Here is a 13465-nt window from a genome sequence, read left to right as displayed (position 1 = left end):
TGATTCATTTCGTTCGTTTGTCGCGCAAAAACTGTTGCAGCTTTTCAAGCGGCCATGTGTTGATGACCGTTTCCTTATGGATCCAACCTTTTCTTGCAGTCGCTGCGCCGATCGCCATATCCTCGAGCATGTCCAAATGGTGGGCGTCCGTGTTGATGGCAATGTACGCCCCCGCTTCTTGGGCTTTTTTCACGTAGGCCGCCGACAAATCGAGCCGGTTTGGGTTGGCGTTTAACTCAAGCACTGTGTTCGTCTCCGCCGCCAGCTCGATCAACCGTTCGACGTCGACGTCATAGCCGTCGCGCTGGCCGATCAGCCGCCCGGTCGGATGAGCGATGACATCGACGTACGGGTGGCGAAGCGCCGCTTCAAGCCGTTTCATGATCGTCTCGCGCGGCTGTTTGAACGCAGAGTGAATGGCGGCGATGACAAAATCAAGCTCCTTGAGCACGTCATCGTCGTAATCGAGCGTCCCGTCCGGCAAAATATCCATCTCAACGCCGGCCAAAATCGTAAAATCCGAATAGCGCGCGTTCAGCCGTTCAATTTCCTCGCGCTGGCGGCGCAATCGGTCAGGCGTCAAGCCGTTGGCGACTTTCAAAAATTGCGAATGGTCGGTAATGGCGATATACCGATAGCCGCGGCGGCGGCACGCTTCGGCGAGCTCCTCGAGCGAACACGCGCCGTCGCTCCATGCCGAATGCATATGCAAGTCGCCTTGGATATCGTCAAAATGGACAAGTGGATCATCAGAAGAATATCGATCGACTTCCGTGCCATCTTCACGCAGCTCCGGCGGAATGTACGGCAGCCCGAAATGGGCGTAAAACGCCGCTTCATCACGGAATGTTTTCACTTCGCCTGTCGCTTCGTCTTCCACACCGTATTCGCTGATTTTCTCCCCGCGCTCTTTGGCGAGCTGGCGCATGCGCACGTTATGCTCCTTCGATCCGGTGAAATGATGAAGCGCGGTCGCAAACTCATCCTCGCCGACGAGACGGAAATCAGCCGCGATTTCATCGTCATACTGAAAAAGAAGCGACACTTTCGTCTCCCCAGCGGCAAGCACCTCGCGGATGCGCTCAAAGCCGAGCAACCCGTCGCGCACCTCGGCCGGACGGTCGGTGGCGATGACATAATCCAAATCTTTCACCGTTTCTTTTAAGCGCCGCAAGCTGCCGGCTCGCGAGAAGCGAATCACGCCATCAAGACAAGCGAGCTGGCGTTCAATGTCCGCCGCGATCGCGAGCACCCGGGCGAGCGGCAGCCGCTCGGGGCGTTTGCCCGCCTTTTCAATGGCCGCAAGCAGCTTTTCTTCCGTTTTCGCGCCAAAACCGGGAAGCGCCCGCACTTTTCCGGCCAAGCACGCTTCTTTCAACCCGTCCATATCGACAATGCCAAGCTCCTGATGCAGCTTGGCGATTTTTTTGCCGCCAAGCCCCGGCAGTTTGAGCAAGGCAAGCAGCGTCTCTGGAACATCGCGTTTTAGCTCATTCAGCACCGACGACGAGCCGCTCTTGATAAATTCCGTGATGATCGCCGCTGTGCTTTTGCCGATGCCAGGGATGGCGGTAAAGTCGCCGATTTCCGTCAGGCTTCGTTCATCCGTTTCCAATGCGCTTGCCGCCTTGCGGAAGGCGTTCACCTTAAACGGGTTTTCCCCTTTAATCTCCATATACAACGCAATTGTCTCAAGCAGGCGGATGACCTCTTTTTTATGGACGCTCATCCCCGTCCCTCCCTTTCCCGAAAAACCGCGGCCGCGCTCCGTCAAACGCGGCCATGAATCCACCAGTTGCCAAGCATCTCCGACAACACCGGCGTATGTTTCACAATCACGGTCGCCATGAGCGAACGCTGCAGCTGTTCTTGGACGCTGTCAATCGGCACGAGCGCACCGATATACAAAAGCAAAAAGACAAGCAAATACACTTCCGCAAATCCGAGCGCCGCCCCGGCCAAGCGGTTGACGCTGCGCAACAGCGGCAGCTGGGCGACGAAATCAAGCATCGAGCCGATGATTTGGAGCACAATTTTGACGACAAAAAATAAGAGCGCAAACGAAATGGCGCGGTAATACGCATCATCTAAATGGGTGCTCTGAAACAGCAGCTTCATCGTCTCCGGATCGCCGAACGTCGGATATGGAATCCAAAGGCGCAATGTCGGCACAAGCCGCTCATAATACTTATAAGCAACGAAAAAGGCAATGAAAAACCCGGCCATATGAATGAATTGGAGAATAAAGCCGCGCTTGAGTCCAATCATCGCCCCCAGCAACAGGACAAACAGCAGCACGACATCAATCATCGCGTCCCCCATCCTTCTCCTTCTTCAGCTGTTCACGAAGCCTGTTGTATTCTTCCTTTAACTTCAAATACTCACTGGCAATATTGACGGCCGTCAAAACGGCCAGCTTCGGCACATCGAGCATCGGATTTTTCTCACTGAATTCATGCATTTTATCGTCAACGAACGCGGCCACGAGCCGGATATGGGCCGGGCTTTCCGCGCCGACGATCGTATAGTCTTGACCATAGATGCGGACGCTCACCCGCGTTTTTGGCTGCCCAGTCAAACTATTTCCCCCATTTCGCAAAATCCTACTGTTTATCATATCATGAATGCTGGTATAATGGAAAGATGCGACACAAACGGATCTAAAAGAGGATAAAGGAGAGAGCGAACGTTGTCAAACTATGTGATTCATGCTGACCAACAGCTGCTTGACGCCTTGCGCGTCCACTACGAAGACGCCTTGTCCGACCGGCTTCCGGCTGGAGCTTTGTTTGCCGTCAAGCGCCCGGATGTCGTGATCACCGCCTACCGCTCGGGGAAAGTGCTGTTTCAAGGGAAAGCGGCGGAGCAGGAAGCGGAGAAATGGATGGGGAAGAGGGGGGCTGATCCAGGCAAACGACAGGAGAGAGAGACCGCCTCGCCCCTATTGGAACATAGGCTCGAGAAGCTTTCTGCGATCGGTTCGGATGAAGTCGGCACCGGAGACTATTTCGGCCCGATCGTCGTCGCCGCCGCCTACGTTGATCGGTCGCATATCGCCAAAATCGCGGCGCTTGGCGTTAAAGATTCGAAGCAACTAACGGACGAGGCGATCAACAAAATCGCCCCCGCCATCATGAAAACGGCGCCGTATGCGGTCACCGTGCTCGACAATGCCGAGTACAATCGCTGGCAACGAAGCGGCATGCCGCAGACGAAAATGAAGGCGCTGCTTCATAACCGGACGCTCGTGAAGCTCGTTGACACCATCGCGCCCATCGAACCAGAAGCGATCATCATCGATCAATTTTTGGAACGCGGCTCGTATTTCCCCTATCTCTCTGATGAAATGCGCATCGTAAGCGAGCGGGTGCATTGCCTGCCGAAAGCAGAAAGCGTGCACGTGGCGGTCGCCGCCGCCTCGATCATCGCCCGCTATGTGTTTTTAGAAGAGATGGAGCGATTATCCCGCACCGTCGGCCTTTTGCTCCCGAAAGGCGCCGGCGCCATCGTTGACGAAGCCGCGGCCCGGATCATCCGCGAGCGAGGGGAAGAGATGCTCGAGACGTGCGCCAAGCTTCATTTTGCCAATACGAAAAAGGCGCTTGATATCGCCAAGCGCCGGTAATTCTTTCAGTCAACAGCCATGGGAAACGTTAACGTTGACCCCGCCGCAAAGGTCGGCCCGTAGTAACGGAACGACACTGTTTCCCATCCTTTCCACATGTTTCTTTTTACGGTATGAAGAAAAAGGACTTTTCATCCGCAAACAACCAAAATGCTGTCCCCCACGCAGCCTAGTGAGCCGAGATCATTAGACAACCTATTCTGCCGCGCCATCGATGGCCTTCGATTTTTTCCGTTGCTCGTACAAAAGGAATCCATTCCAGCAGCACGTGAATGAATTGTAATCCCAGTACGGTACGTCAAAATACCCCTTATCTTCATCAGTCATCCGGGACGCCGACCCATTAAGCATTGTCAGTTCTTCGGAATTTGATTGCAGCTTCACTACCTTACCATGACAGATGAAAGTCCAAAAACGCTTACAATATCAAAAAATGGTTTGCTAACTGGTGGTCGACAACATACGTGGTGAATCGAGAAGAGTTCTCCACAAACTCTTGACTGACCGACCAAACATTTCATTCTTGACAAAAAAAGGTTACTATACGCTATTTTGAACACTCTCCCACCTACGCTTGCGCTTCGAGGTGGGAGATTCTTGGGAACCCCCGCCCTACGGCAGGCTGTTCGCCAAGCCATCCCCGTGCGTCCCACGGTTGGGCTGCCTTACAAAGACAGCAAACGAAGCCCTTCCTGCAAAATATTTCGGGCGGCGTTCTCGTCCCGATCATGTTCGGCTCCGCAGTTCGGGCACACCCATTCGCGGATGCCGAGCGATTTCACCTCAACATGCCGGCGCCCGCAGCACGAGCACAATTGGCTCGATGGAAACGTGCGGCCGACACGAACCAACGTCCGCCCGTACCATTTCGCTTTATACTCGAGCATCCGAAGCAAGCGCCCCCACGCGGAATCCGAAAGGCGTTTGGCCAACTTGCGATTCTTCTGCATGTTCTGCACACGCAAGTCCTCCACGCACACCACTTGGTTTTCGCGGATGAGGCGGGTGGACAGTTTGTGCAGGAAATCGTTCCGGCAGTTGGCGATTTTCTCATGAAGCTTGGCGACTTTCAACCGGGCTTTGCGCCAGTTCGAACCGCCCGGCTTCCGGCGAGCCATCACCCGCTGCCAGTACGCCAGCTTTTCTTCGTATCGGCGCCAATACTGAGGGTGTTCGATCTTCTCGCCCGTGGAAAGCACCACCATATGTTTCAACCCCAAATCGACGCCCACTTGCTTGTCCGTTGGAGGCAATGGAGGGATCTCCGTTTCCACGAGAATGGAGACAAAATCCTTCCCTGTTCGGTTTCGGCGAATGGTGGCGGAGAGAATGCGGCCTTCCACCTCACGGCTTTTGGCAAACGACACCCATCCGAGCTTCGGGAGTTTCAACCGATGGCCGTCCACTTCGATCGATGGGCGCCCTTTCTTTGGGCAGTTGCACTGGGCGGTGTACGACTGGTTCGGGTGTTTTTTGCTTTTGAAGCGGGGAGCGTTCGCCGTTCCATCGAAGAATCGGTCCAACGCCTCGGCCAACTGCTGCCATGCATTTTGCAAGGCGGTCGAATCGGGCGCTTTCAGCCACGGGAGCGTTTGCTTCAACGCAGTCAACCGCTTGGAGCACTCGTTATCGCTAAGCCCCACCCCTGTTGTTTCATACGCCTGATTCCATTCGGACAAAAAGTGATTGTACACAAACCGGCAGCACCCGATCGTTTGGTGGATGAGTTCCGCTTGTGTTCGGGTGGGATACAACCGAAAGCAGTAGGCTTTGTGCATGACCTTCCCTCCCTCCTTTCAGAACATTTGTTCTACCCTCTATTTTACATCTTTTGTTCGTTGAAGGCAAGAGAGAGTGATAGCGAATGCCGATTCATCCCTCACTTCCACTCACGCGTAGAAGTGGGGGTCTTCTCGGTTTGGAATGATAAATTTTTGCACAAAAAGGAGGTATTCCGTAATGAATTTTGCGGAAAATACGGATGTTTTTTCTTTTATTTTTGGTACAGTAAGGGTGAAGCCGGCCGGCTAATTCCTGTGTTCTCAATCATTGGTGATGTATTTTGGATCAAAGCATGAAGTATAAAAAGGAGGTTTTATGATGTTTAGAAAAATATTGGCTTTCAGTTTTTTAGCTGTTGTTTTATTCTCCTCGGTATTGACAGCTTTTGCAGCAAGCGGTACGTACGAATCGACGTACAGTTTGACCGGAGGGCTTAACAGCCGCACGTTTGATGCAAGTGCGACGCCAAAGTTTGTTGTGACAACATATCCATCAAAAGGATTAAAAGGAACAACCATGACTTTATATCTAAAGAAACAAGGATTCTTTGGAGATTCTGATATTGATAGCGGTACGGTTTCATCAACAGAAGTGGATAGCGTCACCCTTTATAAATCGGGTTCAGGTTCCGGTAAATATTATATAAGATTCAGAAACTTCACCGGGATCTTATTTGAGGGAAAAGTAAAAATTGATTACAGTTGGTAAATTCATGAACCGGGATTGGTGACATGCATGAAAACGATTGGATTCTCATTTGACTTACATCCACCGTTATTTATGATCGTTTTTGTCATATTATGCGGTATCACTTGCTTCATTTTAAAAAAAAGGAAAGCGAATATGACCGTTAAACAACTCTTTTTTGTCTCAACTACGATATTTTATTCTTTGTCTGTTGTCAAACTGACCTTACTCCCGATAACGATCAGCTTTGATAAAACAAGCTATCCGGACATGCCTTGGAAATACTATTATCAGTTGATCCCGTTTCAAACCATTATCTCTGCGTGGAAGCAAGGCAACCTTTTGCAAGTCGTGGGGAATATTGTTCTCCTTCTCCCGTTGCCGATTTTAATAGGACTATTGAAAAAACGCAGCACAGGCTTTTTTCGAACTTTGACTGTCGTCATTTCCGTCAGTTTGGGCATTGAATTGACCCAATTACTCATTAATTGTTTAACTGGAATTCCAAACAAAGTAGCGGACGTAGACGATTTTATATTAAATTCCATTGGTGGTTTGGTTGGATGGGCAACCATAAAACTATATTTTGTTTTGATAAGGGAAAAGAAGGATCAATCTTTCCACCTTCCCAATTCAGCGGACAACTCGACTAACTAATATGAGTCGTTCGTTAAGATACGTGCCTGTCACGCCCCCGAGGATTGTCGAGAGTTGTAGAAACAGAGAGTCATAACATGGCTCTCTGTTTTGCATGTGTGCTCCTCAAAATCTGTTCCCTTGCCAAACTAATAAACGCAAAATTCATTTTCCCCTTATTAAACGGATATAATTGATATATGGAACAACAATATCGAAGAACGAAAACAACTGAACGCGATGTGGAATCTCAAAAGAAAAGGGGGTGAATCCATGCCGACGATTACACTCAGGCTGGAACTGCACAACCCAACGAAAGCCAAGCAGGAAATGTACGAGCGAATGACAGAATGGAACACAGAATTTGCGAATTGGCTATGGCATCATCCTGGGTTAAACAAAGCGACGAGCAAGATATTCAAAGACTTTTCGTCACAAAAGTTTCCTTCTGCTATCGCGAATTAAACGATTCGAGAAGTGAAGTCCCAAAAGAAAAAACAAAAGGCAAAGAAGTTCCGAACATGTTGGTGTTGCTTTAACAATCAAAACATAAAGGTGGAAAAGAAAGGAGCGTTCTACACGGTTTCCTTCCCCACACTGGAGAAGCGAATTGGCGTGCCTGTCGTCACGCGCCCCTATCAAGAGGCATGGCTGGATCGGCTGATCCATGGAACCGCCAAACAAGGGGCGGCCAAGCTCTACAAAAAGAGAAAGAAATGGTGCTTGGCGATTGCGGTCGCATTTGAAGTCAAGCCGCGGCACGAAACAAAGGTGATGGAGGTTGACGTTGGGCTTCGCTATATCGCCGTTGCCAGCGTAGGGACGAAATCGTGGTTTTTCAAAGGGAGCCAATGCGCCTTTGTGCGCCGGCGATATGCGGCTTTGCGGCGAACGTTGGGCCAAGCGAAGAAGCTTCATATGATTCGCAAAATCGGCCGTAAAGAGTCCCGTTGGATGAAGGATATGAACCATAAAATCAGCCGTCAAATCGTCCGTTTTGCCCTTGCCAACGGTGTTGGCGTGATTCGGATGGAAGATTTGGCGGGGATTCGGAAACGAGCCGCTTCGGCCAAAGAAGCAGGACGAAATCTTCATTCATGGGCGTTCCATCAACTGCAAACGATGATTGCCTACAAAGCGGAAATGGCGGGCATTCGGGTCGAGTGGGTGAATCCGACTTATACGAGCCAAACGTGTAAATGTGGACATCGGGAAAAGGAAAATCGCAATGGCATCCACTTTACGTGTAAAAAATGCGGATACACCATCCACGCCGACTTGAATGGCGCGATCAACATCGCCAAAGCGATTTCGGGCTTCGCCGCCTAACCTCGCGCACTGGTCACAGGTGCGCCGCCCATTGGGGTACAACTTAACCCGATGGGACGGGGTGATGACACACCCCTGAACTTGGGCGTTGTCTGAACCAGAAATGGATGAGGACGCGAACGACCCAAGAATCCCACGCCCTTTAAGCGTGTGGAGTGTCAAATTGGGCAAAAGCGGAAAAATATGCTTGTGAAATCGAATCGCTCTTGATAAAAATAAGTGGAGGAAACGAAAACGTCATTCCTCCACTGCTTCTTTCACTCTCGCTTTGAACGCCTTTACCTCTTCAGGTTTATAAATCTCCAGCAAATCCTTTTCTTTCGTCTTTAGCACCACTTGGTTGTTCTCAAGGGCAAAGAAAAACGGATCTCCAACACTGTAATAGCGGCCGGTCAAATTCGATTTTTTGACAAAAAAGATATAGGTTTGTCCGGATGTCAAACCGATGTAATGCTCATCCACAACCATCGGCTCGTCCTTGCCTAACTTCGTTTGCTTTTGTTCCGTGACAAGAACATGAGAATCTGCTTTCCCTTTCAAGACTTCGATCACTTTTACGTTATAGTCCACTCCTTCAACATAAATATTCGGAGCTTCTTCGACTGGATCGTTTGGATTGCGCGCCAAATTTCGTGTGCCAGCCACTCCTTCAACAGTTCCGACAAAGATGCAGTCGGACGCCTTACCCAAGTCCTTTATATTTGTATATTTTGGGCGATCAGAATGGCTGAAGGTATGAGTCTGTTTGGTTACGTCGGCAGACCCTATTTGTTTATCGGTATTCCCTCCATCTTTTATGAAATAGACGACTCCGCCGATAAAGATAACACCAATCGTCACGATGGACATCGCCATTTTTTTCATCCTCTTCTCCTCCCCATGGATAGATGAACAATTAATATCTTGCATTCACACCATTAATATCATCCTGCTGTGGAGTATAGATGCGCGTCCGATCACGATTCGAATTCATAATCGCTGTCGCTGTGGAATGATCTAGTCCAATTCCGTGTCCTAATTCATGCCCGGCTGCACTCCGAGCCACGTTACTTTTTCCGATATTGATATTCCCTGCGTTGACCATAGCTGTAAAATGGAGTATCTCACTGCCTGAATACGTGATGTTGCAAACACCATATTCGGAAGAATCGGAAACATAGTAGGAGTTAAGCGTGTTGGAAGAACTGCTGCTGTAGGAAAACCAAACGGGGGTTGGCGTTCCATTCCAATCGGAGAGGGCATTTTCAAAAGCCGTCCGAATCACCGTGCCGGGAGTTTGAAGATTGCTTCCCCATTTATACGTGAGGCCGCTTACTCCATTCTTCCAATAGTAAGGTTCTAAAACATAGGCGCGCACCATTAGCGGTGCTATCAAAATAGCTAACATTACCGAGAATAGAACGGCGATTTTCCCCAACTTCATTTTCATCAATCCAGCATTCAATATTTTATAACCATTTTAACAAAAAATAAATAATATTCAATATATTTAAACAAAAACCCTCTTCTCCATGCGCCATACTATCCGCATTCACGGGGGAAAGAATCAGGGAAAACAACTAGACAGTGTACATGGAATATACGTTCCTGTTGAATCAAACAGAGCGCCTCGCTTTCTTTTTATACCTGCGTACAGGACTAAGAAAAAGGGGCTGACCCAAGAGAGTAATGCCCCTTAAACCAAACAGAACATATTGTTTTTTATCGACCATTTTGTTGCTACATACAGTAATAAGAAAGGGTGTCCCGGTCTCTTGGGACACCCTTGTTGACTCGCCTTCCTAACTGATTTTTTGTTGTTCCAGTCCGTCCGCTTCAATCACCGGCTGCCGGAACGGCCACCAGTTCGCGCGGCCGAACGTGCGGACCATCACCGGCACGAAGAGCGGCAGGATGACGAGGGCGTAAAGCAGAAGCCCCGTCAGCACAATCGTCGCGATTTGCAAGAGCGACAGGACGCCGGACGGATACATCGCGGCGAACGTTCCGCCTAAAATGACGGCGGCGGAGATAATGACCGTCCCCATATGGCCCATCGCCGACAGCATCGCCTCTTTCACCGGACGGCCCCGGTATTCGTTGAACCGGTCCATGAGGAAGATGCTGTAGTCGATGCCGAGCGCCAACAGCATCACAAAGGCGAAGAACGACACCGCCCAGTTCAAACCGGCATAGCCGAGGCCGTTGACGAAAATGAGTTCGGTGACGGCCATCGATGTGTAGTATGTCAACACGAGCGACAAGATCAAATAGAGCGGCATGATAAGCGAACGGAGCAGCACCGCCAGCACGATGGCGATCCCGATTAACATGAGGACGGCTGTCCGCTTATAGTCCGCGTTCGAAATCGCCTGCAGGTCGGCGTACGTGCTTGTGACGCCGCCGACAGCGATGGTCGCGTCTTTCCATTTCGTTCCTTTCACCACGCGTTTAACGGCGGCTCGAATGTCATCGATGCGGCCGAGCGCCGATGTCGAATACGGGTTTTCGTTCAAAATGACATCGAACGTCACGATGCGGCGGTCTTTCGACATATACGCGTCTTTCGCTTGCGCGAACTCTTTGCTTTCAAGTGCCTCTTTCGGCATGTGCCAGCCCGCCATTTCTTTCTCCGGCGCCGATGACAAATCGGCTAAGTACGTCTCTGCCGTTCCGAGACCACCAGCCACTTTTCGGAGGCCGGACGCGCTTTGGTCCAGGCCGTCGACGAGCTGGCCAAGCTGGCCGTCAAGGGCGGAGAAATGTTCAAGCAATTGGCGCTGTCCGCTGTTCACTTTCTCAAGTCCGGCCGAGAATTGCGGCAGTTTGTCCACCGCCTGTTTTTGGCCGTCGGCCGCTTTCGTCAATCCGGCTTCGAGCTCATCAAGCCCTTGGATCACTTGATCCAAGCCGCCGTTCACCGCCGCCTGGCCGGCTGCGAGTTGGCCGAACGATTCGTTCGCTTTCGCCAAACCGGCGCGCGCCTGCTCAAGCGCCCCGTTCAACCGCGACAGGCCGTCTGCCATTTGTTTCGTCTGGCCGGACAGGGCGGCGACGGTCATTTTCGCTTGTTGGTATTGCCCATCTTGGCGGAGTTCCGGATGCGACTGTTCGACTTGCCCGAGCATCGTCTGCACGGCAGCGAGCTGATCGGCGACAGCCTTTAATCCCGCTTCGATTTGCCGGTACTGGCCGTTTAGCGCCGACAGTCCTTGTTCCGCCTGCTTGTAGCCGTCAAGCAGCTGATTCGCTCCTTCCTGCAGCTTTTTCGCATTGTCGCGAAGCGTCGCTAAGCCTTTTTTCAGCTCGCCGGCGCCCATCGCTCCCCGGCGCACCCCTTGTTCAATTTGGCTGAGGCCGGTTTGCAACTGGCGCAGGCCGTCTTCAAGCCGCTCCGTTCCGGAGACGAGCTGGCCGATGCCGGATGACGCCTGCTTCAGCTGCGGAGCGGACGAGGACAACTTTTGGCTTGCCGTCTTGAGGCCGGAGCCGATTTTCTCAATCCCCTCTTTGCCGGCGCCAAGGCCGTTTTTCAGCTGTTTCGCCTGTTCCGTAACAAACAGCTCCTGAATCGGCTCACCCGTCGGGCGCGTCGCCGAGCGGACGCTCGCCACGCCGTCAACCGTTTCGATCTCGCGGCTCATTTTCTCAATCAACGCCAGCCCTTCTTCCGAATCAAGCGGCTCTTTGCTTTTCAATACCACTTGCGTCGGCATGGCATCTCCCGGATTGAAATGCTCGGCAATGATGTCAAACGCTTTGACCGAGCGATAATGATCGCCGATCTCTTCCATGGAATCAAACGACAGCTTGCCATTGTACGCCGCCAACACCGGCACGGTCACGACGGCGACAATCGCCAGCGCCAGAAGCGGACGGGCGAACGCAAATCGGCCAGCCGCGAGCCAAAGCCGGCTTTGCCCATGCTCGAGCTTCCCCCGCACCGGCCAAAACAGCTTTTCGCCAAGCACCGCCATGAAAAACGGCACAAGCGTCACGAGCGCCACAAGCAGCACCGCCACCCCAACGGCAACGGCCGCCGCCGATTGGTACAGCTTAAACGTCGACAAACCGATCGCCGCAAAGCCGATCATGACGGCAATGCCGCTCGCTGCCACCGTTTTCCCAGCCGTCCGGTACGTGGCGACGATCGCTTCCACCCGGTCGCCGCGTTTCGCCAGTTCTTCTTTAAACCGGCTCAGCAACAAAATGCAGTAGTCGGTCCCGATGCCAAACAACACCGCGACTAAAAACGTTTGCGTGAACGTCGACAGCGGGAAATTCACCTGATCCACCAAAAAGGCAACGACCGACTGCGAGACGACATACGTCGCCCCGACCGCGAGCAGCGGAATAAGCGGCGCCACCGGCGAGCGGAACACCGCCAGCAAGACAATTAAAATAAAGACGACGGTGATCCCTTCCGTTTTCTTCACGCCTTCCTGCGAGCTCGTCACGACATCTTCATCGATCATCCAGCCGCCGGTGAAATAATGCTCGACCTTGACGCCATCGACCGCTTTATACAGGGCGTCGGTCAATTGCTTCGCCGTCCGCCCGGCCGGGTCGATGCTTACCGAAATGAGCATCGTCGTCCCATCTTTGGAAACGAGTTCTTTTTCCAGCTCCCGGTTGGCAAACGGCGAGACGATGTTCGTTACATGAAGTTCCTCTTTTTTCTTTTCGAGCGCGTTCACCGCCCGTTCAATCTCTTTTTTATCACCCGCCGTCAACCCGCCTTTTTTGTAAAAGACAAGCACCGCGGAGCGTTCATTTTGTTTGTTTTCCTGGCCGTTTGCCTCTTTGATCAATTTTGCCGCCAATGACGACGAGTAGCCGTCCGGCACGCTCAGCTGCCCTTTTTCGCGGACAAGCTCGCCCATGTTCGGCGCGGTCATCATGAGCACCGCCTCGATGATGATCCACGCCGCAAGCACGAACCATCTTCCTTTGATAATCGCCCTCATTTCGCTTCTTCCACCTCCTGCAGCACGCGGGCCAACCGTTCATACGTGCGGATGAACGTTTCAATTTCTTCTTCAGGGAAACGAGCGATCACCTCTTCCACGAGCCGATAGACGTTTCGGTCCATTTCCGCGATCCATGCTTCCCCTTGTTCCGTCAGCGACAAAACGACGACTCGCCGGTCTCTCTCATCGCGGTCGCGGCGCAGCCAACCTTTGTCGACGAGGCGGTTCGTCATCGCCGTCACCGCGCTTTTGTTCACGCCGAACATTGCGGCCAGTTCCGTAGATGTGCACGTCCCCCGCCGGCGAATATAGCGAAGCAAATAATATTGATCGTGCGTCATCTCTTCGCAAAGGCTGTCTTTGACAAGCGCCGCTCCGCGTTTCATCACAAGAAACGACACGGACAAATAGCGGTCGATCCACTCATCGATGTTTCGCTTCTCCATCAATTCACCTC

General features: G+C 51.9%; 11 protein-coding genes and 1 pseudogene. 4 read left to right on the top strand and 8 right to left on the bottom strand.

Features of this window, described 5'->3' with window-relative positions:
* Positions 1-4: 4 nt before the first annotated feature.
* Genes polX through zapA form a run of 3 tightly spaced genes read right to left on the bottom strand, consistent with a single transcriptional unit; the run spans position 5 to position 2578 of the window.
* Positions 5-1729: a DNA polymerase/3'-5' exonuclease PolX gene (gene polX / locus BJQ97_RS04245; protein WP_160155625.1), complete on the bottom strand. Its 1725-nt coding sequence runs from the start codon at positions 1727-1729 to the stop codon at positions 5-7.
* Positions 1730-1770: 41 nt separating this feature from the next.
* Positions 1771-2310, bottom strand: a complete 540-nt coding sequence (locus tag BJQ97_RS04240; RefSeq protein ID WP_066227087.1) for a CvpA family protein — start codon at positions 2308-2310, stop codon at positions 1771-1773.
* Positions 2303-2578, bottom strand: coding sequence for a cell division protein ZapA (zapA, locus tag BJQ97_RS04235; RefSeq protein WP_079935570.1), 276 nt, complete (start codon positions 2576-2578; stop codon positions 2303-2305). Before zapA ends, BJQ97_RS04240 begins: the two co-directional genes overlap by 8 nt.
* A 111-nt stretch (positions 2579-2689) precedes the next feature.
* Here zapA and rnhC point away from each other — a divergent pair, with 111 nt between their 5' ends.
* On the top strand, positions 2690-3625 hold the full coding sequence (gene rnhC / locus BJQ97_RS04230) for a ribonuclease HIII (protein ID WP_160155624.1): 936 nt from the start codon (positions 2690-2692) through the stop codon (positions 3623-3625).
* Between the two features lie 665 nt (positions 3626-4290).
* On the opposite strand, the gene tnpB is transcribed toward rnhC, so the two are convergent.
* Positions 4291-5403, bottom strand: a complete 1113-nt coding sequence (gene tnpB, locus BJQ97_RS04225; protein WP_160155623.1) for an IS200/IS605 family element RNA-guided endonuclease TnpB — start codon at positions 5401-5403, stop codon at positions 4291-4293.
* Between the two features lie 319 nt (positions 5404-5722).
* On the opposite strand from tnpB, the gene BJQ97_RS04220 reads away from it, so the two are divergent.
* The 3 genes and pseudogenes from BJQ97_RS04220 (at position 5723) to BJQ97_RS04210 (ending at position 8059) form a co-directional block, all read left to right on the top strand.
* Positions 5723-6115 carry a hypothetical protein gene (locus tag BJQ97_RS04220; RefSeq protein ID WP_160155622.1) on the top strand — a complete coding sequence of 131 codons (393 nt, stop codon included), beginning with the start codon at positions 5723-5725 and terminating at the stop codon, positions 6113-6115.
* A gap of 135 nt (positions 6116-6250) precedes the next feature.
* On the top strand, positions 6251-6751 hold the full coding sequence (locus BJQ97_RS04215) for a VanZ family protein (protein ID WP_160155621.1): 501 nt from the start codon (positions 6251-6253) through the stop codon (positions 6749-6751).
* A 252-nt stretch (positions 6752-7003) separates the two neighbouring features.
* Positions 7004-8059 (top strand): annotated as a pseudogene (locus BJQ97_RS04210) (RNA-guided endonuclease TnpB family protein).
* Between the two features lie 237 nt (positions 8060-8296).
* On the opposite strand, the gene BJQ97_RS04205 reads toward BJQ97_RS04210, so the two are convergent.
* The 4 genes from BJQ97_RS04205 to BJQ97_RS04190 form a co-directional block, all read right to left on the bottom strand.
* Positions 8297-8923 (bottom strand): hypothetical protein, encoded by a 627-nt coding sequence (locus BJQ97_RS04205; RefSeq protein WP_160155620.1) that lies wholly within the window; start codon positions 8921-8923, stop codon positions 8297-8299.
* A 31-nt stretch (positions 8924-8954) separates the two neighbouring features.
* Entirely contained in the window at positions 8955-9488 is a 534-nt protein-coding gene (locus tag BJQ97_RS04200; protein WP_160155619.1) for a matrixin family metalloprotease, read from the bottom strand.
* Between the two features lie 352 nt (positions 9489-9840).
* Entirely contained in the window at positions 9841-13005 is a 3165-nt protein-coding gene (locus BJQ97_RS04195; RefSeq protein ID WP_160155618.1) for an MMPL family transporter, read from the bottom strand.
* Positions 13002-13454, bottom strand: coding sequence for a MarR family winged helix-turn-helix transcriptional regulator (locus tag BJQ97_RS04190; RefSeq protein WP_160155617.1), 453 nt, complete (start codon positions 13452-13454; stop codon positions 13002-13004). Before BJQ97_RS04190 ends, BJQ97_RS04195 begins: the two co-directional genes overlap by 4 nt.
* Positions 13455-13465: the final 11 nt, after the last annotated feature.

The sequence above is a fragment of the Geobacillus sp. TFV-3 genome (assembly GCF_009901865.1).
GTDB lineage: Bacteria > Bacillota > Bacilli > Bacillales > Anoxybacillaceae > Geobacillus > Geobacillus thermoleovorans_A.
Note: the sequence above shows the minus strand (reverse complement) of the source record. Positions and strands in the feature narration are given on the sequence as shown.